This is a genomic window from Metamycoplasma alkalescens, assembly GCF_900476125.1.
In the GTDB taxonomy this organism is placed as follows: Bacteria; Bacillota_I; Bacilli_A; order Mycoplasmatales; family Metamycoplasmataceae; genus Metamycoplasma; species Metamycoplasma alkalescens.
Genome location: NZ_LS991949.1, coordinates 527169 through 552113, shown reverse-complemented (window position 1 = coordinate 552113; position 24945 = coordinate 527169). Strand labels below are relative to the sequence as shown.

Below are 24945 nucleotides of genomic sequence, written 5' to 3'. Positions count from 1 at the left end.
TTAAAAAACTGAATTTTGAATTTTTTTTACTTCAAAAAAACTATTTTTTATTAACAAATTGATGTCAAGAAATGAAAATTAAAATAAAATAATCCTTAAATTAAGATATTAAATGCAAATATACTTTGTTTATAATATTGTCTTAATACCACTAGTTTTTTAAAATAATTAAAAAATGAAACTTATTGTTTAATTAGTCTCATAAAATTATTTTTAACTGACATAAATAATAATTTTTGTGCAGGTTAAATTAAATAATTAATAAGGAGGTCTAATAAAATGCAAAATTATAAATTTTTGATTGATAGCAAAATAGATATCAATTCCAAGGATTTAATTAATTTACGAACATTTTATACTCCGATTATTGGTATTCAAGGAATTTCTTTTTATCAGTATTTATTTGATTTATACCATTTAGACAAAAAAACAAGTCATGATTGAGATTTAGTTTCAGATTTTTTAACTCTTGATTTCTCAGAACTTGAAATTATTAAAAATAAACTTGAAGCACTTGGTTTAATTAAAACATTTCAAGATAGTAATGGGAATTTATTATTTAGATTATTTAAACCTCTAAATGCAAATGAAATTGTTAATAATATTCTAATCTCAAATCTTTTAGAATCTAAGATTGGGAAAGAAAAATTTGATTTTTTAATCAAAAAAAATGCCCATTATTATTTTGATGAAGATAAAATGACAAATATTTCGAAAAACTTTTTTGAAATATTTGGACAAAAAAAGGTGCTTAAAAATCAAAAAAAATCATTTAATTTTGAACTATTACAAGAAAAAGATTGATTGAATAATTTAAGTTCAGAAGAATATATTTATAATTTCACAAAAAAAGCATTAAGTCCAACCCAGATTTTGATGTTAAAAAAAATTAAAACATTAAAATTTAGTGATCCTGCAATTAATTGCATTATAAAATATTCAATTTCGATTAATAATTCAATTGTTTGCAACTACATTGAAAAAATCGCTAATGATTTTGCAAAAAGAAATTTATTTGAAGCAGATATGATTGATAATGAGTTAAATCAAGTAATTAACTATAAGAATTCAAATAATTCAAGACTTTTAATGTTAAAAAAAGAAAGTGATTTTGAATTTGAAAAATCTAAATTTGATGATGGACTAAGTTGGGATGATTAAGGAGAGAAAATAAGATGGATAAAAAAATTTTGAATTCAATATTTTCTTTTGATAACAAATTAGATGCTAAGAAACTAAAAGAAGAAGTATTATCAAAAGATTTTATTCAAAATGAAATCAAAAGACTTAATTTAAATGAATATCAAATCCAAAAAGGCATGGGAATATTGCAACGTTACCATGATTTTGTACTAAAAAATAATAAAGAACCAAATTATAAATTATGTGTTGATGCTTATGATTTTTTAGCGGAAGATTATAGTGATGATGAAAATTATGTCAAATACAAAAAAATTGAAAATTTTTGATTAACTTCTGTTACTGAATTAGATCCAATAATTCAAAAGTATTTTAATACAAAAGCTTCATTAAAAATATTTTCATTATTCAAAAAATCATTAATTGATTACTTTGCAACATTGATCGAGACAAAAAAATCATTAGAAATCAAAAAAATTCTTGAGGATATTGTTTCAAAAAATATTTTTCAATGCAATATTTGTTTTTTAGATAAAAAAAATATGTTTGCAAATAACATTTTTAAATACATTGCTTCTTTAAATGCAATTAAGTTTAATAAGAGTGTTGCTTATTTAACTGCAAATGATTTGTATAATTATATTTCAGCAAACCCTGAAGAAAAAAAATCAATTATGTGATATTTAAATCGTGTTGAAATTTTATTTATAACAAATTTAACTCTAGGTGTTAAACCACAATGATTTTTGGATCTTTTAATTAATATTTTTGAAACAAGACAATCAAAAAACATGCCGACACTAATTTCTTCATCAAGAGACATTGTTTCAACAAAAACAAAATTTTTGTCAAGTTATTATTATTCAAAAGAAAACAATGAAAATGATTTAGAAAATTTATTTAAAGAAATTATTTTTAATAACTTTAAAAAGATTATTATCAATTAAAAAAACTTAAATTTAGTATAATTTTGTGGCTTAAAAAAAATTGCAAAAAATTAGCAAAAAGTGCTTAAAAAAAGCACTTTTTTTGCTTTCTTTTTGGTTATATTTTTTGGTTTTCAATATAATTAGCGTAAGTTATTTTTATATAACTAAATTGTAATTTTAAGAAAGTAAGGAAAGAATATGAAAATTCAAAAAAAGCGAAAAGTAATTTCATTATTATTAGGAATTTCTACCCTATCAATTGCATTTGGTTTAATATCGGCTAAATGTCAAAAAAGTGCAGCAATGAGTATCAAAACAAGTAGTTATGCTGATTTAATGCAAAAATTAGCAAATAAAACAATTACGGTGGCTGGTTCTTGAGCTGATGCAAGATATCATGCTGGTCAAGACCAAGATAAATTAGTTGCGGTTGGAGCCACAACATTGATTTCAAATGATGGTATCCAAGCAAGAAAAGATTTAAAAAAAGGTGATATCGAAGCAATTCAAGAACTTTTAATTGAAGCAATTAAAAAATCTTATGAACAAAAAGATGAAAAATTAAAAAAGAAGGAAAATTCTGAAGGAGATTTGACACTTATTGATAAAAAGGATAATAAACTTAAATCAGTTTTTCAAGTTTATAATCATGATGGATACTCAAAAGTTAGTTTTGATGCAAATATCTCATTTAATACTAAAGGAGATACAAAAAAAGCTTATAAAAACACCCCAGCAGAAGGAAATGAATATTTTAAATATGATATTACAAAAAAAACTTTTTCAGTTATTGATGCTAAAAGGATTTTAAAAATTCAATTTATTCCTTCATCAGATGCAGCACTAGTAACTAAAGCAACTGAAAAACTTGAAAAATATATTAAATCTAAGGGAATATCAAATATTCAAATTTCAGTTTCAAGTGATTATAATTCAGCAGCATCTGCATTAAAAGCAGGATCAATTGATATTGCATTTTTACCAATCGATGCATGAGCAAGATTAGGAGTGGATTCAAGTTTTATTTTGCAAGCTGGAAGAAATGTTCAAATTATTGATCCATATCAAAGTGTATCTAATCCTTCAACACCGAAATTTAATGATGAAAAACTCTTAGTTGATGCACATAATAACTACAAGAACTTTAATAAAGATAGTAGGGTAGGTAGTTTACATATTGATAAAGAAAAAACAAAAAATATACAAGAAAATACTGAAGGATACTCTAAAGAATTAAAAAACCATATTGACACTTTAATCAGTGAAAATGAGTTACCAAAAGTTGGATATTATCGTTCATATATTTATGTTAATAAGGAAACAGAAATTTATAAAATCATTAAAAAAGCACTTGATGAACAAGGCTCAGATTGAAAACTAAATTGAGATGAAGTAAGTAAGCATATTGTTTATGGTTATACTTCAACAACTTCAGCAGCAACATTTGTTTATCCAGAAGAGTGGTTTAAAAAACATTTCATTGGTTTTAAATCATTTCTTAAATAATTTTTAAGGTTTTATTATGAAAAAATATCAAGAATTAAAAAAGCAAAGAAATCTCAAAAAAACAAATGATTATTGAGATATTAAATGAGAAAATGTTTCAAAAACATATCCAAATGGTACAAAAGGGTTGGATGATATTAACCTCTCAATTAAACAAGGTGAATTTGTTGCAATTATTGGATTATCAGGAGCAGGTAAAACAACATTGATTAAAACCGTCAATAAAATTCATGATATATCGTCAGGAAAATTAAGTGTTGGTCCATATGATGTTAATGCATTAAAAGCAAAAAAACTTCGTCAATTTCGCACCAAAATTGGAATCATTTTCCAAAATTACAATTTAGTTGAAAATATTAGTGTTATGCAAAATGTTTTATCGGCACGATTGCCACAAATGAACAAATTTCGGGCATTTTTTGGGTTATACAGCAAAAAAGATATAAATTTAGCATATGAAAGTTTAGCAAAAGTTAATATTTTAGAAAATGCATATGACTTAGCAAAAGATTTAAGTGGTGGACAAATGCAACGTGTAGCTTTAGCAAGAACACTGGCACAAAAACCCAAAATTATTTTGGCTGATGAACCAGTTGGTGCACTTGATCCAATCATGGCAAAAAGTGTTATGGATGGATTCTTGATTGCGAACAAATTAGAAAAAATTACCATTTTAGCTAATTTGCACCACGTTGATTTAGCACTTCAATACGCTGATCGAATTATTGGGGTTAAAAAAGGAAAAATTGTTTTTGATGACTCCTGAGATAAGGTTAATTTAGAACAATTAAAAGAAATTTATGGTAAAAAACTTGAACAATTTGATGAAGAGCAATTTAAGGAAAATAAAAGAAAAAGGGAACTTATTCAAAAAAATATTGCTCAAAAAATAAGTGATTTGAAAATTAATGATGAACAAAGAAATTAATTTTGAAACAAAATCAAAGTTTTTTGCCCAATCTTTTGTTAATTACTTTAATCCTAAGTTTATTGATATTGATAACCAAAAAGTTACAAAAAAATTTCCTTGACTAAAAATTTTTGGTGGATTAATAATTTTTATTTTCGTTGTTGTGATGTTAACAGCAATTAAACCTGATTTTCAAAATTGAAAAGAATTTTGAGTGCAAATTGGTAAATTTTTTGAACTAAATAAAAATGTTCATATTGGTGCTTCAGAATTTACACCATATGAAACATTTTTACGAAGTTTAGATTTTTTGTGAGTTACAATTTCATATTCAATATTGGGAACATTTTTTGGAATTTTAATTTCTGTTCCTTTAGCTTTACTAAGTTCAAAAAATTTTATTAAAAATAAATTTATTTATTTACCTTTTAGAATCATAATGTCAATCATAAGAGCAGTTCCACCTGTGGTATTTGCATTTATTTTCTTCTTTTTATTTTCAAAAAGCTTGGCAGCAACATTTTCAATAACGATTTTTGTCTCTTCCTTAATGACGAAATGATTATATGAAGATTTAGATACTTATGATATGAAATCCTATCAGGCAGCAATTGCAATTGGAAATACTAAAACCTTAGCATTTAAAAGTTCAATTTTTCCTTACTTAATTAAAAGAATTATTTCTTATGGTTTTTATTCATTTGAAATGGTAATTAGATTTGCAGCAATTTTGTCAATTGTTGGAATTGGAACAATTGGTCAACTTTTATCTGATCAATATGCAACTGAGGATAATTTTTCACATATGTCAATTGTTTTATGAGTTTTAATAGCTGCAATGATAGCAATTGAATCACTTAATTTTTTAATTAAAAAATATATTTTAGATTATTCACAAAAACATCCTAAAATTGATGAAACATTACCATATGCTAAACAACTTGAGCAATTAAAATCACAAAAATCAAAAATTTATTTATTTAAAATATTTATTATTGTTTTGGTTGCTTCATTATTATTAGCATCATTGACCCAGATTGAATGATCAATTGGTAATGAAACAAAGATTTCACAATTTAATGAAGGAATTAAGAAATTATTTAGTCCAGATTGAAGTTTATTTGGGGGAAGTTGGCATGCGGCAAAAACAAGTGTTATACCACTTGGATTACAAGCACTTTTAGTTGCAATTTCTTCCGCAATTGTTGGATTGTTTTTTGCTTTAATTTTAGGAATTTTAGCAGCAAAAAATATTACAAAACATTTTTCGTATCCCTTTAAATTAATTATCATTGTGATTCGTGCAATTCCAGCCTTTACACTTGCTTCATTGTTTTTGATACTTTCAAAAGATTCAAAACTTTTTGTTGCAGTTTTAGCATTAGGAATACATTCAATTGGAATGCTTGGAAAATTAGTTATGGAATCAACTGAAAAAATCCCAAACAAGACACTTCAAGCATTAGATGCATCGGGAGCTAATTGACTGCAAAAAATTAAATTTGTTGTTATTAAATCAATTCTTCCACAAGCACTATCGAATTTCTTGTATCGAATTGAAATTAATTTTAAAAGTACAGTTGTAATTGGTGCTGTCGGAGCAAGTGAATTTGGGTTTCAAATTACTACATATTCAACAGATACAGCGCATTGAGATAAGTTATCATCATATTTAATTTTCACAGTTGCTATTCTCTTACTTTTAGAACAAATTTCAAATCTTGTGCGTTCAAAATTAATGACGGGTTATTTCTTTAATCCAGACATTTGATTTAAAAAGAAAACTAAAAAGCAAACATTAATTAAATCTTTAGCTTTATGCAATTTGAATCAAGAAGAATTTCAAAATGACCTTCGTCATGCGAAATATATGCTTGCAAAACATCAATTTGATAAATTATATCTTTATAAATATTATAAGCAAACTAATAAGCTGCCAAATCAAGAAAACTTAATTAAATTAAAAGAAAAAAATCAAGTTTATTTAAAAAAATATTCAAATAAAATTAAAGAGATTCATCAACAAATATCAGTCTTATACAAGAAAATTTACAAACAAACATTAAAAAATCTAGATCATTATAAAAACTGATTTATAAAGAATAAGATTGCCAAAAAAGCAGGTGAAATTGCAATTGATAAATATTTTGAAACCCATGCTAGAAAAGGAAGAAAATATGCAATTGAAAGATAAATTTATTGAATTTTGAAGATATATTGAAAAAGCTAAAAAAATTACTTTATGTACACATATTGAACCTGATGGTGATACTTTAGGTTCAGCCGTTGCACTTAAAAATTTAATCCTTTTAAATACAAAAAATAAAGAAGTAAAAATATCGGGTGGAGATTATCCAAGAAATTTAGTTTTTTTAGAAGAAGATGAAAAAATTGGTTTAGTTGATGATTCATTTTTTAATGAATCTTTGAAAATTGTTGTTGATACTTCAACAATTAAAAGAATTTTTGATCAACGTGTCATTTCCAAAGAAGCACTAAAAATCGACCATCATCATTGTGAAAATGAATGATTGTTTGAAATCGGTGGTGATTTTTGACCAGCAACAGGACAAATTGTTGCAAAATTAGCAAAAGATTTAAATCTTCAAGTAAATAAAAAAGTCGTTGAAGCATTAGCTGTTGCGATTATTACTGACACGGAATTTTTTAAAGAAAGAAATGTTAATGCTGAAACATTTGAATGTATGCAGTATTTATTGGAAAATAATCTTGCTTATAATCAATTACTTAAAAAAATGCAACTTAATCAAGAAGAAAATGATTTTATATTCAATGCCATTAAAAATATTAAAAGCAATGGAATTGTTTCTTATTTAGTTGTCAATGAAGTTGTTTCAAATGATCTTGCTAGACCTTTAGTTGCAAAATTCACTGAGATGTCAAGTACTGAAATTTCTTTAGTTTTTTTAAAAAGAAAAGAAAATGATTATCGCTGTGAAATTCGATCAAAAACTAATTATGATGTTTCAAAAATTGCTGCATATTTTTTGGGTGGTGGACATTTTAATTCAGCAGGATTTATTCAAAAAGATCTATCTAATTTGGATGCAATTTTAAAATATATTAATACGAAAAAATAATTAAAAAACAAAAAATTAGTTGCTTAATAAATGTTTAAAAAGCAACTAATTTTTTGTTTTTTAATTGATAATAATTCCACTATTTTGCATCAGTTTTAAAGCAAATTTATTGAAGTGTTTACGGTTGTGTTTTTTAGTATTAAATGTATCAACTAAGTTCTTATAAACAATAATTTCTTTATCAAGATTTTTTTTATTAAAATATGTTTTTAAATTAATTGCAAATTGTAAGATACAAATATCAGTACAACAACCAACAATTTCAAATCTCTCATATTGTTCAAGAAAGTCTTTATTCTCAAAAGCAAAAAATGAATTTGTTGTATTTTTTCCAATGATTTTTTTTGCAAAAAATTTTAATTCATCAACAATTTCTGCTTCTTTTGTATTCTTTAGACAATGTATTGGATATGATTTCATTTCAATATCATTCATTGAGTGCTGATCACAAATAAATATAATTTCTTCATCTTGATTTTTAGAAAGAAATTTCTCAATACTTGGAACTAATTTTTTAATATGTTTACTTGCTAATTTTCCTTGATTACAAAAGCCATTTAACATATCAATTACAAAGATTATTTTTTGCATTTTTATTCACTCCTTGAATAGATTTATTGAATTACTTCAATCAATAGAACAATTTTAACATTTGAACTACTAATATAATATAATTTTATTGGATACATCTAATCTATTCATAAATTTATTCATAGTAAATCCTGGTGTATCTAATTTCAAATTTTATTTTATATTTATCTGAAAGGAAATATTATGGCCGAAGAACAAATGGTTGTTACTTCGAACCCTAAGAAAAAAATAGGTTTCTTTGCGGCAATCTTAGTTGTTATTGGTTCTACAATTGGTGTTGGTATATTCCTACGGGCAAAGAGTGTTTTAGAAAACTCAGCCGGAAATATTGCCTTAGCTATTGCGGTTTGATTAATAGCAGGATTTGCTGTTATTACCTTGGCTTTAGCCCTAGTTGAAGTAGCTTCGGGGCGTAATGATAACTTAGGTATGATTGGTTGATCTAAGGCATTTAATACCTTAGCAATCTACAAAGCGAATAAGTTCTTTATGACTTATTTATATCTACCACTTACATACTTCTTTATGCCTTACTATGTAATTGTTCAATTTCAAGATGCAGTTATAGTTTTTGGAGGTCCATCAAACTTTGGTAGTGTGTCTGCTGGTGCTCCTTGATTCTATTTTGCTATTGGATTGGCTTTAACAGTATGAATGTTATTTTCAGCTGGTTTAAGTAGCCGTGCTGGTAATATTCAAAACTTAATTATTACATCAGTTAAGTTTATCCCATTAGTTGCGATTGTTGTAGTTGGATTTATCTTCTTTGCACAACGTATTCAAGAAGGTCAACAATTCTGAAAACCTATTACAATTGATGAATTATTTAAAAAGAATTCAACATCATTTTTAGGTTTAACACCAGTTTTAGGTATTTTTGGATCACTAGCAGGAATTTTCTTTGCTTTTGATGGTGTCTATGTATCAGCTGGAATTCAATCAGAAATGAAAAACCCAGAAAAAACTCCTGCAGCATTATTTGTTGGATTGTTATCAATGACAATTATTTACATCGTTATTGCATTGGCAATGTCATTGGGTGCAAAATCAGGTGGATTTAATGACTTTGGTGACTTATTGAAGAATAAGGGTCATGGATGAGCATTTGGTGTAATTAATCTATTTATTGCAATTGGTATTCTTGGTGTTCTTAATGGATTTTCAATGTGAGCAACACGTTTTGTTGAAGATCTAGTTAAGGAAGGTGAAATTTATATTCCTGCGAAGGTTTATAGATACATGAAGAATAGTAATATTCCAATTGTTGGAACATTATTCTGTTTAATTTTATCAGTACCACTATCATTAATCTTAACAATTATTGGTGCATATGCTTATGCTGAAACTACATGAGCAGGTACAGACGGTGACTATGGACAAAATATTGCTAAATTGCTATCATTCTCAGATCTAATGGCAGACTGAATGGCAGTATTCGCATTTGCATTTATTGCAATGGCAATTGTTGGTGTTTTAGAAAATAGAAAGAAAAACTTTATTGCTGTTGAAAAGAACAAACATACAATATGAGCTGGAAGTGTTGCAGTTATACTTGTAATGTTGACATTATTATTCAAAATGATTGATCCATTCATATCATTAGGATTGTCAATTAACCAAAAAGCAAAAACAGAAATTATTGGTTATGCTGCAACTTCAGGTTTATTTGTAGTGTACTTAATCATTATGTTTGCTTTAACTCCGCTTGAAAAGAAAGTGGCTTTATCAAGAAAAGTTAAATTAGAAAATACTCTAAGTGAAACAAGCATCATGGATGAAGAAAAAATTGCAAACATTAGAGAAGCACAAGAATTAAATGAATTAGTTCTAAAATCATTTGAAACAGCACGTTAATTAAAATTTAATTAATTGTCGACTGGAATGCTACAAATAAGTGGCTACCAGTTGATTTTTTTATTTAATTTAATTAAAAAAAATAATAAAACCTATTATCTAGGTTATCCTAAATGAAAAGTTCAAGTGCAACACTGTTGCATTTGCTTTTTTTATTATAAATTAAATGTTTCTATAACTTATTTTTTTGTTTAAAATGAAAAAATATTTATTATTTTCCTAAATGAAAAGTTCAAGTGCAACACTGTTGCATTTGCTTTTTTTATTATAAATTAAATGTTTCTATAACTTATTTTTTTGTTTAAAGTGAAAAAATATTTATTATTTTTTTGAATCTAAATTCAATTTAAAGAGTTTTATTATTAAAACTAAAATTTGGAATACTCAAAAAACTGACATTAGTCAGTTATTATTTTTTTTAGTTTGATTTTATCAATTTTAAATAAGTAAATTTTTATAATATAAAGTCATTACTATTTTCTTTTTTAAACAACTCCAAAGGTGTTAATCAGTTTAATATTTCTCTTGGCATATTGTTGATTTTGAAAACTATTTTTTCTAATTCTTCTTGGGTTATTTCATTAAAATCAAACCCCTTTTTAAATTCTCTTCTTAAAATCCCATTTCAATGTTCATTACTACCTCGTTGGAATGATGCATATGGTTCTGCACGATATATTTTTATGTCTAACCACTTAGCTAATAAACCAATTTTTTCAAATTCAATACCATTATCTATGGTTATGCTTTTGACAAATAAATTGTTATCTTGAATTAGATTTTTAAGACTTGAATTTATTACAAATCCAGATTTTGAACGAACTTTTATTGCGAATCCGATTCTTGTTTTTCTTTCTGTAAGTGTTAAAACATTGTAATATCCATTTGATTTTTTACCCAATACAAGATCAGCTTCTCAGTGTCCAAATTCTTTTCTTAAATCAATTTTTTTTGGTCTTGTTCATATTGGAAAAACGTAATCTGCTGAATTAACCAATCTTTTTATAACTGATGTAGTTCTTTTTCCGCCCTTTTTATATCATTTTCTTAATCTATCTTTTCTTTTGATAACTCAAAGATTTTTATTTATTCAGTTGTATATCGTTCTTAATGAAGGACAATTTATATTTGGATCCTTTTTTATCTCATGTAATGTAGCTTTCACACCATAGTATTTTTTGTCATATTTATTTTTGAATAATTCTGTAAATTTATCAAATTTATTCGGCAACAAAAATCTAAAATAATATTTATGTCTATGACGTTTTTTAGCCTTAATGTTTGCTACAATGGGGTCATAAGTTCCTAAGCTTGTGTTTCTTTTTATTTCTCGCATAATTGTTGAAGGACTTCTATCTAATTTTTTTGCAATTGAACGTATTGATTTATTACGATTAAGCTCAAATTTTATATAAGATCTTTCAACTTCATTTATATGTTTATATTTATTATTTTTGTTATAATTCATATTGAAAGTTCCTTTATCTCAGGCGGGACTTTTTTTCTTATTTTTAAAAATAAAAATTCAAGTGTCCACAACTATATTTTATATCTTTATTGTGTTGCACTTGAATTTATAATTAAGCAAAATATTTATTATTTTTTCTTTATTTGTTTATTCTTTGCATCCGATTTTTCTTGTCATACTTTTGGTTTATGTTCTTTTTTCCATTCATTATTTGATTCATGATCAAATGCATCTCATTTTTTAACTTTTGTAGTTTTTCAATCTGAGATATTTTGATTAAATGCTTTAGCATCTAAAAACATATTTCCCATATCTTCTACATTAGAAGTGTCTCATCCAGAGATATCTTGATTGAATTTATGAGCTGAATAAAACATATTTCTCATATTCTTAACATTTTTAACATTTCATTTTGATAGGTCTTGGTTAAATTCAAATGCAGCAGTAAATAATTGTTCCATATTTGTTACACTTGATACATCTCATCCAGAGATATCTTGATTGAATTTGTAAGCATGATTGAATAAACTATTCATGTTTTTAACATTTTTAGTTTTTTCATTTCATGTTAAAGGTTTATTTCCGTTATTAAATACTTTGGCTTTTTGGAAAACTCTTTCCATTGATGTAACATTGCTCACATCTCATTTTGATAAATCTTGGTTAAATGCTTCTGTTTCAGAAAATGCATAATCTAGAATTCTAACATTTGAAACATTTCATTTAGATATATCTATGTTGAATTTTTTAGAATCCATAAACATTTGATCAATAGTCTCTAAATTGGATGTATCCCATCCAGAGATATCCTGATTGAATGTTTCTGTACCATAAAACATTGATCTAGTAGAAGTAATTTCCTTTGGTAATTCAGCAGGTACTTCTTCAATTATTTTTGGTAATGGAACTGCTCTTATGTGAAGTTTATTACCATCATGATTATCTTCGTGTTCATAATAACCTATTTGAACTATTTTTTTTATTTTGTGATTTTCCAAGTCTTTATCAAATGTTTCTTTAATTTGACCATGTTCATCTACATATTTTGTAGCTTGTTTTCCTTCTTTAACATCACCAAATTCTAAAGTTAATTTAACTTTTCCAACACTTAATTCAAGTTTTTGATTTGGTACACCTTTTTTAGGTCTTTCTCTTAATTTACTTTGATCAGCTAATTTAATTAAAGATTTTGAATCTGGTCTTGTGATTTGTTTTTTAATTTCTTCAACAAGCATTGAATAATTTTTTGCACTAGTTACTTTGTTTTTGAAATCTTTATTTCAAATTTCTTGCACTTGTGATGCAACTTTTTCTTGACTTGGGTTGATGCATGAAACAACTAAAGCAGAAGATGATGCAACGATCCCTAGTGAACTTAAAATACTTAATATTTTTTTCATATTTTTATTAAAACTCTCTATATTTTTTATTTTTATTGTTTAAACTTCTAAATTAAAAAAATTAATATTCCTTAAAAAAATAAATTCTCACCCGATGATGATATTTTAAAATTAATACTTTATTTTCTTTTGATTTTTAATTTTTTTTGAAAAAATAATAATGAAAAAATGAAATGACTAAGAGACTAAAATTTAACTTTTTATTTTATAAAATGTAAATAAAAAATTATTGGCAATCAAGCATTATAATAAAGTATTTTTCTAAGGAATTATGGGATTTATTCCTTTAATCTTTGAGTGGAAAAATTAAAGAAAATAACCCCAAATAATAATAATAATAATAATAAATTTTGTTTAAATTAGTATGAAATTTTATTTAAAAAACTAGAATAAAATTAAAAATAACTTCATTCTAGTTTTTTTATTAGAGTTGGTAGTGTTCAATAATATCGTCTAACCCGAGTTTTTTTTGTGACGAGACTAAGAAAATATTGATTTCTTTTTTAAAAGTTAAAGCTTGTTTTTTTACAAGGTGACGTTGTGATTGGTTTGCTTTATCAAGTTTTGTTATGATGATATCAAATTTAATTGATAAAGACTCAACATATTCAATCATTTCCAAATCAATTGCACTAAATCCGACCTTAGCATCAATCAAGAAACAAACAATTTTGTTTGTTTTTGAATTACGAAAATAAAAATCAATTATTCCTGCAATTTTTTGTTGATCTTTTTTTGAAATTTTGGCATAACCATAACCCGGCAGATCAACAATAATTTTTTTATTTGTTGTTTCAAAATAATTAATTAATCTTGTTCTTCCTGGTGTTGATGAAGTTTTTGCTAAATTTGTTTTTGCTAAAGCATTAATCAATGATGATTTTCCAACATTTGATCTTCCTCAAAAAATGATTTCTTGTTCATTGTCAAGCAATCAATTTTCTTGGGATGTTGAACTTTTTATAAATTTTCACATTTTATTTTTTTACCTTTTCATAAGCTAATCTTGCAATCATCATTGCATTGTCCGTGGTGTATTCCATTTCTGGTAAATAAACATTATCATGCAATTCTAAGACCATATTTCTAATTGCATAATTAGCACTGACGCCACCAACTAAACTTAAACATTTCGGTTGAAATTTTTTAATTGCTTTTTGCAAATTATTTTTTAGATATAAAACAATTGTATTTTGAAATTCATTTGCAATTTTATTGACGTTAATTTCAAGATTTTTATTAACCAAGTTATTGACATGATTAATGACTGCAGTTTTAATTCCACTAAAAGAAAAATTGAATTCATTTGCTGTTTTAGGAATTGAAAAATGGTCTTTGTATAAATTTTTATTTTCTTTTCAAATTGAATCAATAATTGGACCGCCTGGGAAACCTAAATTCAATTTTCTTGCAATTTTGTCATAAACCTCTCCGACTGCATCATCTTGTGTTTCGCCGACAATTTCAAATTCATCATACCTTTTATAAAGCATAATTTGTGAATGCCCTCCTGAAACTAATAAACACAAGACCGGAAATTCTAGTTCTTTATTAATAAATGCTGAATAAAAATGACCCTCTAAATGGTTAAGACCTAAAATTGGTTTTTGATAAATTCTTGACATTGTTTGGGCAACAATATATCCAACTTGCAATGAACCAATTAAACCCGGTTCTTTTGTATATGCAATATAATCGATGTTCTTAAAAATTAATTCATTATTAAGCTTAACTTTTTTAAATTCTTCAAGCAAAATCAAGATATTTTTAACATGCATTCTTGAAGCAATTTCAGGAATTGTTCCACCATAAATTTTATGAATTTCACTTTGTGTTATTGTTTTCATTCAAATTGGTTTATTATCATCTAAAATCGCAAATGATGTATCATCATGCGAAGACTCAATTGCAAAAATTCTCATTATAATCCTCCAATTTGTGGATCTGATGCATAAACTAATTCTTCATCTAAAACTGAATTTACTTTTTTAAATAAAGACAAATAGGCATCTGGATTTTTAATAAAATCATCATAATCAAATTTGTTAGCTAAATGTACTCGATCACTTAGGTTTATTGTAATTGATCCATTTTTTTTAGATATTTCATATGCCTTATATTTATTTGCTTTAATATAAATTATTGATTTTTTTTGTTGCTTAAAAAATAATTCATAAGTTGGTGCAAGCAAAATCTCAAGATCATTATTTGAAATTTCTTTTTGTAATAAATAGTTTGTGCTAGCAAACAAAAAACCTAATCTTGAACCTGTAAAACTTCCGGGACCTTTTGTTGTATAAATATAATCAAGATCTGCTAACTTAGTTTTTTCTTTTAATAATATTTCATCAATTACGCTAAAAAATGAATCTGTTTTTTTTATTAAGTTTTTAATTAAGATGCTATTAGTTACCAAATTATTTTCAATGATGCAAACAAAGAAGTCTTCCAAAGAAGTCTCAATAAATAAACTTTTTGAACATGTTTTTTTTGTGATTTCAAAAACATGATAAATATCTTCATTGATTGTTTGGATTGTTACATTGATTGAAAAATAATATTTGAAATTATGCTCAATATTTTTAGCCCATTCAATGATCACTAATTTATTTTCAAAATCTTCTTCATATGCAAACAAATTACCCTTTAATTTATAAGCATCAATGTGGACAAATTTATCATAACAAATCATTGTATTAAAAGTTGGTGAAATAATCGTTTTTTTCTCACCAAGTTTTTTTGCAATTGCTGCTGTTAATGTTGTTTTGCCAGCACCTAATTCCCCATCCAATAAGATTGCTTCGAGATTTTTGAATGAAACTAAATAATCAACTAGTTCATCAAGTGCTTGATTTTGCTTAAAATAAAAAATTTTTTTCATATGTTTTAACTTCTTTTTTTAAATTGAATTATTTTAAATAAAAAATAAAAAGAAAGAATTTATTTTTTTAAAAACTTCATTCTAACTTTTTATTTTAATTAAGATTATTATTGTTAAAAAAATAAATTATGCTGCGTTATTTTGTTCTTTTTTTTCTTTAATTTCATTCAAAATTTGATCTAGTTCAGCAATAAATTTTTCTGTGTTTTCTTTTGTATATTCAGAGATTGCTTTTTTGCTATGCTCTTCTTCTTTTTCTTGGTATTTTGAAACTAATTCGCTTTTTAATGCATTATCTTTTGCATCTGATAATTTTTCATGGGCATATTGTTTCAATTCATTAATTTTTTTATCAACATTTTTCTTATTATTGATATGTTGCGAATTTTTTTCTGAGTTTTTATTAATTATTTCTTCAGTTTTTTTCTTTAGCATTTCAGTTGCTTCGGTATATTCTTTTTTTGTTGCATCTTGTTTATTAAAAATTATTTCAGCTTTATCAATTTCAGTTTTTAATTCTTTTTTGAAATCATCATACTCAATTTTTAAAAGTGTTTGCTTAGCTAAATTAATTTGGTTTTGTAATGCTGTTTTTTTATTTTCACAAGATATTGCAGCAATTGGTAAGATCGCTGCGAAGGAAATACTAAAACTGGTTAGAATTTTTGTTGATTTTTTCATTTTTTAACCTCATTAATCTCTCAATTTAAATAAAAATTTTGAATACTTAAAATTATACAATACTTCATTTTTTAAAATTGGTTTTAGTTTGCTTGAAAACTCAAATAAAAAATATGCCTAACCGCATATTTCTAAATCATTATATGAGAATTCAGTTGGAACTTTTCTTCCAAATTGTTCAATATTCACAAAAGCTTTTTCTTCTTTATCATTATTTTTTATAATTTCACCAACTTCATCTTTGTAAATACCGCTTTTTATTTTGACAATTGTTCCTTCTTTAAAAGCTGTTTCAATATCACCGGCTTCAAATTTTTCAATTAGAACTTTTTCTTTTTCAATCATTTTTTCAAAAGTTCTTTTACTAATTGGTGTTGGTTTTGCTCCTTTACCAGAAGATCCGATTAATCCTGTTACATATTGGGTGTTCCGAACTAAATATCAAGATTCATCTGTCATAATCATATTGATAAAAATATATCCTTTGTAAATATTGATATATTTGACTGTAAATTCTTCACCTCTTGTTTTTTTCTCAAGTTCTTTACTTGAAAGATGTGGCATTTTAAAGATTCGAATATCTTTAAAAAAATCAGACATTCCTTGTGATGAAATTTTATTTTTTAAAGCTTCAATAACATTATCCTCTTTACCTGAAACTGTTGAAATCATATACCATTTGTAATCTGTATTCATAATATTTTTTCTCCCAGAATTTTTTATAATTAGACCTTAATTCCAATTACATTTCATAAACTTGTAAATCCTAAAGTAACTAAAAAACAAAAGACTGCCATCACAATTAAAAATGCAATTGTAATTCCAAATCATTTTCAAACTTTTGCATTTTTAGGTCAAACAACACGTTTTATTTCTCTTACTCAATTTCGAAATGTATAAAGTTTTGTTTCTTTTGCGGCCTCTTTTTTTTGCTGTTTGATATTTTCTTTAATTTGCTTATTTCTTTTTTTTTCTAATTTGATTTCTTCTTTTTTTTGCTTTTTAATTTCATCCATAATTATTTTTCCTCTTTATGCAATGTTTGAAGGTTACAAAATTTACAAAACTTTTTAATTTCAAGACGTTTGTCATTACTTTTATTTACTGAATAGTTTTTATGAAAACAAGTTTGGCAAGATAGTGAAACTTTTTTTTGTTTTTTCATAGTTTAAAATTATATATTTTTTATTATATATTTAATAAATATAACATATTTTAGAACAAGAAATTAAATTAAAATAGCATTAGATTTTTTAAATTTTAGTTTCTTATTTTTATTAAAAATATTGTTGATAATATAATCGCTATAAACAATATAAAAACAAAAATAATTAAGAAATTAATAGTAAACTTTTTTTGTTTCTTTAATTGTTTTTTATTTAAAAGTTTATATTTCTTTGATTCTAAATAAGGTTCTTTTTTTAAGTCCTCATTTTTAAAATTATAAAAAATACTAGGTTGTTTATTAATTTCATGTGCATAACTAAATTCATTTCTTGGATAACTATTTTTTCTTTCAATGAATTCTAATTCTTTAAATGAATTCAAAGTCAGTTGCAACATTCGCATTATTTCTAACTCATCCTCAGCATCAATTAAGGCATTATGTGTTTCAAAATATGTTGAGTCATTGGATAATAAACGATACATATTTTGCACCCCTCAACCACTTTTAATTAAATTATTTTTGAAATATTGATAACTACTTGGAATTGATTTGTTATATTGAATATTTCTTGCAATCCTACTAATATCAAATCAATGAAAAAAATTCTTTAGTTCAGGAAGATATCGATAATCAAAATCTGTATATGAAAATCAAGAATTAACATTGTTCTCTAATAGAAATTCAATAATTTGGTTTATTGCAATATTGTATGCTTCAACTTTGTTAAGTAAACTCATTTGATCTGATCTTAAAGGTCAAGTTAATTCATAATAAAACATTGCTCTTGGAGATACATTTTCGGCAATAATTCAATATTTTTTGGCAACAACATCAAAATTTATACTCTCTGCTATCACAACTCCAATTGACATTGGGCTACGATATTCATTTATCTCAATGTCAATCACTGCAAAAAATTCAATTTGATTTCTATCTATATTTGATTTATCAAAAGTATTATTCATATTATTCCTTTTCTTCAAATCGATGTTTTGTGATTGCAAGAGCAATTTTTTTCTTAAAATCTTCTTTATTTTTAATTCTTATTTCAAATAATTGGTTTCTTTTAACATTTCATAAAATACCTTTTTTTAAATTTAAGCCTAGCATATATGAAGCTAGTTGTAAATAATGCACATATTGCAATTCATTTACAAACTTTAATTCATAAACAATATTATTTTTTATCACATCAGTTAAACCAATTGCTTGCATTGAAAAGTTATTTATCTTATCATAAAATTCAATCCTACACAACTCTTGAACTTTTTCATCTTTATTTAACCTTGCACCTAACCGATTGTGAATTTGAATTGTTTGTTCATTTGTAATAAATGGTAAACTAACTTGTTTAAAATAACGATCTTGTTTTGTCTCAATACCAACATATAAAAGAATTTTTTGGAGTTCATTATTCGCATCATTATTTAGTATTTCTTCATAAATTTTTTTATATTTTTTATTGAAATAAATAATTTGTTCAAGAGCTTTGTCAATACTATATTGATTGAAATATGACGATTCTTGATAAATTCCAATACAAGGTGATAAATCAATTAAACCATCATTATTTTTAATATCAATTATTGAAGTATCTTCGACATTAATTTTTTTTATTTCTAAACATTCATATGCATCCATGATGTCTTCTTTATATTTGTGATCAAACATTTCTGAAATTAAATATAACTTGGATTGATATGAATTTTGTGTTTCTTCTAAAAAGTCTTCTTCTCTAAGAAGTCTTGTATCTTGGTCTTTGACAAAAATAATATGTTTTTTTCCGCGACTTGCAGCAACTAAAAAAATGTTTTTAATAATTTGATGTTTGACATTTGGTTTATTTAATCTTTCTAATCAATATCCTTCATAGAAATCAAATACAACACAAATTGAACGCTCTAATCCTTTTGCACTATCATATGTTGTAAAAATAGCAGAATCTTCTTTTGGTGATACTCATCCATCTTTATCCTTGATGCTTGCATAAACTGTATTTTTATTAAATTTTTCCGAATAGTTTTCTTCAAGAAAATTTAAAATTGAATTCATATGACCTGATCTTGATCCTAAACATAAAATATCTTTTGTTTGTTTCGTTGCTAAAAAATTAGAAATCTCATCTAATTCCATATATTCAATTTTGCATTCTGGATTAAGTCCTTGTATTTTCTTTTTTCATGCTCTTCCTAAAAAATCTGCTAAAACATTTGAAATTCGAAATGATTTATTAAAACAAATAAATTCATATTTACCAAGAAAAGTATTAATAAATTTCTTTGCGTCCAATGTTGTTTTATCAAAAATTTTTTGATCCATATCTCCAACGCCAATAATTTGAATATTTGGATTTTTTGCTTTAATTTTTTCTAGCAAATTTGATATTTCAGAATCAATATCTTGATATTCATCAATTAACAAAACATCATAAAACCCAGGATCAATATCATTTTTTAAAAACATCTCAATCGCATCACTTTGGTTTGAATTAATTCCATTTCTTTTTAACATATAAAAAGCAAATCCGTGGTATGAAGTAACAAATGCATTTTTAATTTTAATTTTTGCTTTTGCATCAAATTTTAGTAGCTTACTATATGTAAGATATAAAATTTTTTTATCAATTGGAAGTTTCTCACAAAGAATTTGAATTGTTGTTGTTTTTCCACTTCCAATACATGCATCAACTAAAACATTTTTCCCATCCAAAGCAAAATCTATAAGTCTTTTTTGTTCTTCAACTAGCTCAATTTTATCTTTAAAATTATTTATTTGTTTGTTCATTATTCTCCAAAAAAATTGCAATTTTAGAATCTTTATAAATGTATAATAATTGTATCAAACTAAATTCAATATTTTTCTATTGAAAACATTAATAAATTTCAATCAATTTTAGTTGAAAAAATGAAAATATAACTGTAATTTTAACTTTGAGAAATCAAGAAAAGGAGCCTTAAAATGAATAATGTTATTGAAGAAAAAGAAATTTTAATTCGTTATGGTGAATTAACTTTAAAAGGAAATAATAAAAGAGATTTCATTAAGCAATTAAAAAATAATTTAGAAATCTACATTGAAAAAAATGAATTAAAAATTGAATATGATCGAGCTTTTTGTAAATACTCACAAAAAAATCTTGAAGCACTAAAATACATTTTTGGAATTTCTTCATATTCAATTGTTTATAAAACATCAACTAACCTTTTGGATATTGAAAAAATAGTTGAAAAACTTGCTAAGGAAAATAATTTTGATTCATTTGCAATCAAAGCAAGAAGACACAATAAAAATTATCCAATGACATCATCAGAATTAAATATTCATTTTGGTAATTTTATATCAAGAAATTTTTTCAATAAAAAAGTTGATTTAATGAACCCTGATTTATTGATTTATATTGAAATTAGAGATAAATTTAGTTATGTTTTTACAAATTATATTGAAGGATTGGGAGGAATGCCTGTTTTTTCTTCGGGAAGAGTACTTCATTTAATCAGCGGTGGAATTGATTCGCCTGTTGCTGCCAATTTATTGCAAAAAAGAGGACTTAAGATTGCTTTTTTAAACTTTATAACTCCACCCCATACTGATGAAAAAACAACAAAAAAGATTGATGAAATTATTGCTTTATTGACAAAATATCAAGGTTCAGCAACACTTTTTCAAGTTAACTATACAAAAATTATGAATTACATTGGTTTAGTTTCAAACCAAAAATATAAAATTTGTTTAATGCGAAGAAGCTTTTATCGAATTGCTGAAAAGATTGCAAATAAATATGGAATCAAGGCAATTTCAAATGGTGAAAATCTTGCGCAAGTTGCCTCACAAACATTGGAATCAATTTATACAATTTCAGAAGTTTGCAATCTTCCTATCTTTCGCCCTCTTTTATCATTTGACAAAAATGAAACAATAAAAATTGCTGAAAAAATTGGAACAATGGAAATTTCGATTCAAAAAGCATGTGAAACATGTGAATTATTTGCTCCGGATTTTCCAGTCACAAAACCAAATCGTGAAGATGCAAAAAAATTAGAAAATGAATTAATTTACCTTGATAAACTTGAAAATGAAATTATTGATGAAATTGAAATAAAAAAATTTTTGTTAGCAAATAAAAAATGTAATGTATTAAGTACTATCGAGTAAAAAAAAGATAGTGTATGCCACATTACATTTTTAAATTAAAATTCATTTTATTTTCTTATTTAAATCAAATGTTTAAGATAAAAAAAATTCTATTTTTCAATATTTTTTAATTTATTCTTTTTCTTTAAAAATATTTATAGAAATTTCTTTTCGTAGATTTTCTAAAGTTTGTTTTTCATTGACTAATTTTGACAAAATTGCTTCAATGGATTCAATTTTTAAATCAATATCAAGTAATTTGGAAATTGCTAGTTCAACTTCATTATGTATTTTATTAAAATTTTTAGTTTCAAATTCTTTTTTGGTTTGAATTTCTTTTAATTGTTTTTCAATTTCAACAAATTTCTCTTGTAGTTTTGGGAATACAACATCAAAATTAGTTTCACTAAATTCTAATTCTTTTGTTATATCTTCTTTTTGAGATTCAAATAAAGTATTATTTTTTTGTTTTTTTAATTCTTCTAAATATTTATTATATGATTCATGATAACTTATTATGGTATCTAAGAATTTTTTATACATATCATACTGTTTTTTAACAATTAATTCTTCTTTTTCAGTATTAACTAATTTATTTTCTGCATTTTCTTCTAAAGAAATTAAACCATTAAGTTGATTTTCAATTTTTCTTTTTTCTTGAAGTAATTTATTTAGCTTTTCTTGGATGTTTTTTATATTTGTTTGATTACTAAATAATCTAGACTTTACTAAATTTAATTCAGATTCAAGATCTGCATTTTTTTTATCTTATTATCTATTTGTTTAATTTCATTATTTAGTTGGTTTTTGTTTTCTTTTTCTTCTTTGTTTAATTTATATGTATCATTATTACTTACTGTTGGAATTAATCTAGTTTTATCATCTTGAACAATTTTTTCTTCATTTAAATTAATACTTTTTTTTGTTGCAAAAAATAAAGGAATTGGAACTAATAAAAAACCAGTTGCAAGCAATGAAAATTTTAATATTTTACTTTTTTTCATAAATAGCCTTAGAATATGTTGAGAATTGTTTTTAGAAACATTTTTAATAACCGAAATTATTATATATAAAATTTTTTAAGTGTGTAAAAATAGAAAATATTTTATTATTAATGATATTAATTAACTTGTTAATTTTTCTAAGGATTAAAATTAACTTGATTTTCAAAAAAATTTTATTATTATAATTACTTATTTATTTAAGTTTATTTAATTTAGTAATTTAATATTAAAGAATATATAATATAAAAAATATGAGTATGACAAATTATGAAGCACAAGATCTAAAAGTTTTAAAGGGATTAGATGCTGTTATTAAAAGACCAGGAATGTATATTGGATCAACAGATTCAAATGGTTTGCATCATTTAATTTGAGAAATTTTTGATAATGCAATTGATGAAGCTTTAGCTGGATTTGCAAGCAATATTAAAGTAATCTTAAAAAAAGATAATTCAATTATTGTTGAAGACAATGGCAGAGGAATCCCTGTGACAAAACATGAATCAGGAAAAACTGGGGTTGAATTAGTTTTTACTGAATTACATGCAGGTGGAAAATTTGGCAAAGGGGCATACAAAACTAGTGGAGGGTTGCATGGAGTTGGTTCCTCGGTTGTAAATGCCTTAAGCACAAAGTTGGAAGTTAGTGTTTTTCGGGACAAAAAAGAATATTTTACTGCTTTTGAGCAAGAAAAAATTACAACTAAAACAACAGCAATTGCTAGCAGTTCAAAAAGAGGAACAAAAGTTCAATTTTGACCTAATTTTAATATTTTTAAAAAAGCAAAATTTTCATCAGAAATAATCAAAGAAAAACTTAGAGAAGCCAGTTTTTTAATTTCCAATTTAAAAATAACATACATCAATGAAATCACAAACGAAAACCTTGTTTTTCAAACTAATGAAGGAATTAAAGAATATATTAATTTTGTTGGTGAAGGGAAAAAATTTATTAGCAATATTTTTTATACTTCAGGGGTTGCAAAAAATAATATTGAAATTGAAATTTCTTTAGCTTATACTGATAGTTATAATGAAACAATTTATTCTTTTGTTAATAATGTCAAAACAAAAGATGGTGGAACACATGAAACAGCATTTAAAACTGCATTGACAAAAACAATTAATGAATGATATGCTAAAAATAATCCTTCAAAAAATAAAATTAGTTTTGAAGGTTATGATGTCAGAGAAGGAATCATTGCTGTTGTTTCTTTAAAAATTCCAGAAAATATTTTGGAATTCGTTGGACAAACCAAAGATAAATTAGGCTCACCTGAAGCAAGAGAAGCTGTTGAAGAATTTTTTTCTGAAAAATTTAGTTTTTATTTGAATGAAAATAAACAAGAAGCAAATGAAATTCTTAAAAAAATTAAAATTGCTTATGAAAGTAAAATTGCAGCAAGAAATGCAAGAAATGAAGCAAGAAAAATCAAAAATAAATTAGATACGAAAAAAATCCTTTCAGGAAAACTAACTCCAGCACAATCAAAAAATTCAGCTGAAAAAGAATTGTTTTTAGTTGAGGGAGATTCGGCTGGGGGTTCAGCAAAAATGGGTCGTGATCGTCGTACACAAGCAATTTTGCCACTTCGGGGTGTGGTTATGAACACTGATAAAGCAAAATTAGTTGATATTTTAGCTAATGAAGAATTAGCAACAATAATTAATACTATTGGTGCTGGTGTTGGTGAAGATTTTGATTTAAAAAATTCACAATATGGAAAAATTATCATCATGACTGATGCCGATGTTGATGGTGCACATATTCAGATGTTACTTTTAACTTTTTTTTGAAGATATATGAAAAAACTTATTGAAGAAGGGATGATTTATATTGCTTTGCCACCATTGTACAAAATAACAATTAAAAGTAGTAATAATAAAAGCTTCTATGCTTGGGATGAGGATGAATTAAGAGAAATTACTTCGCAATATACAAATTATGAAATTCAGCGTTATAAAGGTCTTGGAGAAATGAATGCTGATCAATTATGAGATACAACAATGAACCCAGAAACGCGTTCAATCATCAAAGTAAATATTGATAACCAAGGATTAACGGAACGAAACGTTACTACTTTTATGAGTGATAACTCAGAAGCTCGGAAAATTTGAATTAATGAAAATATTGATTTCTCAAGTATTGATGATTTTATAATTAATGAAAAATAAGTTGGTT

The 24945-nt window shown here is 24.9% G+C and carries 23 protein-coding genes; 9 read left to right on the top strand and 14 right to left on the bottom strand.

Translation table 4 applies throughout. The annotated features are described in order from the left end of the window. Positions 1-279: 279 nt before the first annotated feature. From D2845_RS02410 to D2845_RS02385, 6 genes are all read left to right on the top strand, one after another. On the top strand, positions 280-1161 hold the full coding sequence (locus tag D2845_RS02410) for a DnaD domain protein (protein WP_110858473.1): 882 nt from the start codon (positions 280-282) through the stop codon (positions 1159-1161). A gap of 14 nt (positions 1162-1175) precedes the next feature. Next, complete coding sequence (locus D2845_RS06600) at positions 1176-2087, top strand: primosome protein (RefSeq protein ID WP_110858472.1); 912 nt, start codon at positions 1176-1178, stop codon at positions 2085-2087. Between the two features lie 180 nt (positions 2088-2267). Continuing rightward, positions 2268-3575 carry a type 2 periplasmic-binding domain-containing protein gene (locus tag D2845_RS02400; RefSeq protein WP_110858471.1) on the top strand — a complete coding sequence of 436 codons (1308 nt, stop codon included), beginning with the start codon at positions 2268-2270 and terminating at the stop codon, positions 3573-3575. Between the two features lie 16 nt (positions 3576-3591). Continuing rightward, on the top strand, positions 3592-4503 hold the full coding sequence (phnC, locus tag D2845_RS02395) for a phosphonate ABC transporter ATP-binding protein (protein ID WP_110858470.1): 912 nt from the start codon (positions 3592-3594) through the stop codon (positions 4501-4503). Further along, positions 4484-6679 (top strand): PhnE/PtxC family ABC transporter permease, encoded by a 2196-nt coding sequence (locus D2845_RS06595; protein WP_110858478.1) that lies wholly within the window; start codon positions 4484-4486, stop codon positions 6677-6679. Before phnC ends, D2845_RS06595 begins: the two co-directional genes overlap by 20 nt. Continuing rightward, entirely contained in the window at positions 6663-7586 is a 924-nt protein-coding gene (locus tag D2845_RS02385; RefSeq protein ID WP_231992761.1) for a DHH family phosphoesterase, read from the top strand. The genes D2845_RS06595 and D2845_RS02385 overlap by 17 nt, the downstream gene beginning before the upstream one ends. 60 nt (positions 7587-7646) lie before the next feature. Here the strand turns inward: D2845_RS02385 and D2845_RS02380 are convergent, their stop codons facing one another. Next, entirely contained in the window at positions 7647-8177 is a 531-nt protein-coding gene (locus tag D2845_RS02380) for a cysteine hydrolase family protein (RefSeq protein WP_110858468.1), read from the bottom strand. Positions 8178-8360: 183 nt separating this feature from the next. On the opposite strand from D2845_RS02380, the gene D2845_RS02375 reads away from it, so the two are divergent. Continuing rightward, a complete protein-coding gene (locus tag D2845_RS02375; protein ID WP_110858467.1) occupies positions 8361-10031 on the top strand; it encodes an APC family permease in 1671 nt (556 codons plus the stop codon). A gap of 454 nt (positions 10032-10485) precedes the next feature. Here the strand turns inward: D2845_RS02375 and D2845_RS02370 are convergent, their stop codons facing one another. From D2845_RS02370 to D2845_RS02320, 11 genes are all read right to left on the bottom strand, one after another. Beyond that, positions 10486-11499 carry an IS30 family transposase gene (locus D2845_RS02370; RefSeq protein ID WP_117275960.1) on the bottom strand — a complete coding sequence of 338 codons (1014 nt, stop codon included), beginning with the start codon at positions 11497-11499 and terminating at the stop codon, positions 10486-10488. 128 nt (positions 11500-11627) lie between these two features. Continuing rightward, positions 11628-12899 (bottom strand): BspA family leucine-rich repeat surface protein, encoded by a 1272-nt coding sequence (locus tag D2845_RS02365; protein WP_117275973.1) that lies wholly within the window; start codon positions 12897-12899, stop codon positions 11628-11630. 424 nt (positions 12900-13323) lie between these two features. After that, positions 13324-13875 carry a ribosome biogenesis GTP-binding protein YihA/YsxC gene (gene yihA / locus D2845_RS02360; protein WP_110858373.1) on the bottom strand — a complete coding sequence of 184 codons (552 nt, stop codon included), beginning with the start codon at positions 13873-13875 and terminating at the stop codon, positions 13324-13326. A gap of 1 nt (position 13876) precedes the next feature. After that, positions 13877-14821, bottom strand: a complete 945-nt coding sequence (tsaD, locus tag D2845_RS02355; protein WP_110858372.1) for a tRNA (adenosine(37)-N6)-threonylcarbamoyltransferase complex transferase subunit TsaD — start codon at positions 14819-14821, stop codon at positions 13877-13879. Further along, complete coding sequence (locus D2845_RS02350) at positions 14821-15780, bottom strand: tRNA (adenosine(37)-N6)-threonylcarbamoyltransferase complex ATPase subunit type 1 TsaE (RefSeq protein WP_110858371.1); 960 nt, start codon at positions 15778-15780, stop codon at positions 14821-14823. Before D2845_RS02350 ends, tsaD begins: the two co-directional genes overlap by 1 nt. Before the next feature lie 126 nt (positions 15781-15906). Continuing rightward, on the bottom strand, positions 15907-16461 hold the full coding sequence (locus D2845_RS02345; protein WP_110858370.1) for a hypothetical protein: 555 nt from the start codon (positions 16459-16461) through the stop codon (positions 15907-15909). 117 nt (positions 16462-16578) lie between these two features. Further along, positions 16579-17157: a transcription termination/antitermination protein NusG gene (gene nusG, locus D2845_RS06590; protein ID WP_002881967.1), complete on the bottom strand. Its 579-nt coding sequence runs from the start codon at positions 17155-17157 to the stop codon at positions 16579-16581. A 29-nt stretch (positions 17158-17186) separates the two neighbouring features. Next, entirely contained in the window at positions 17187-17477 is a 291-nt protein-coding gene (gene secE, locus D2845_RS06585) for a preprotein translocase subunit SecE (protein WP_197712577.1), read from the bottom strand. Positions 17478-17479: 2 nt separating this feature from the next. Continuing rightward, on the bottom strand, positions 17480-17626 hold the full coding sequence (gene rpmG / locus D2845_RS02330; protein ID WP_002881969.1) for a 50S ribosomal protein L33: 147 nt from the start codon (positions 17624-17626) through the stop codon (positions 17480-17482). A gap of 95 nt (positions 17627-17721) precedes the next feature. Continuing rightward, the gene (locus D2845_RS06580; protein WP_110858369.1) at positions 17722-18594 is read right to left on the bottom strand and encodes a hypothetical protein; all 873 of its coding nucleotides are present in this window, start codon (positions 18592-18594) and stop codon (positions 17722-17724) included. A 1-nt stretch (position 18595) separates the two neighbouring features. Then, positions 18596-20413 (bottom strand): AAA family ATPase, encoded by a 1818-nt coding sequence (locus D2845_RS02320; protein WP_110858368.1) that lies wholly within the window; start codon positions 20411-20413, stop codon positions 18596-18598. Between the two features lie 174 nt (positions 20414-20587). Between D2845_RS02320 and thiI the strand changes: the two genes are divergently transcribed. Continuing rightward, positions 20588-21781, top strand: a complete 1194-nt coding sequence (gene thiI, locus D2845_RS02315) for a tRNA uracil 4-sulfurtransferase ThiI (protein ID WP_197712576.1) — start codon at positions 20588-20590, stop codon at positions 21779-21781. A gap of 111 nt (positions 21782-21892) precedes the next feature. Here the strand turns inward: thiI and D2845_RS02310 are convergent, their stop codons facing one another. Together D2845_RS02310 and D2845_RS02305 are read right to left on the bottom strand one after the other, a co-directional pair. After that, complete coding sequence (locus tag D2845_RS02310) at positions 21893-22303, bottom strand: hypothetical protein (RefSeq protein WP_110858367.1); 411 nt, start codon at positions 22301-22303, stop codon at positions 21893-21895. A gap of 191 nt (positions 22304-22494) precedes the next feature. Beyond that, entirely contained in the window at positions 22495-22764 is a 270-nt protein-coding gene (locus D2845_RS02305) for a hypothetical protein (RefSeq protein WP_110858366.1), read from the bottom strand. Between the two features lie 251 nt (positions 22765-23015). Here D2845_RS02305 and D2845_RS02300 point away from each other — a divergent pair, with 251 nt between their 5' ends. Then, a complete protein-coding gene (locus D2845_RS02300; protein WP_110858365.1) occupies positions 23016-24938 on the top strand; it encodes a DNA gyrase/topoisomerase IV subunit B in 1923 nt (640 codons plus the stop codon). Positions 24939-24945: the final 7 nt, after the last annotated feature.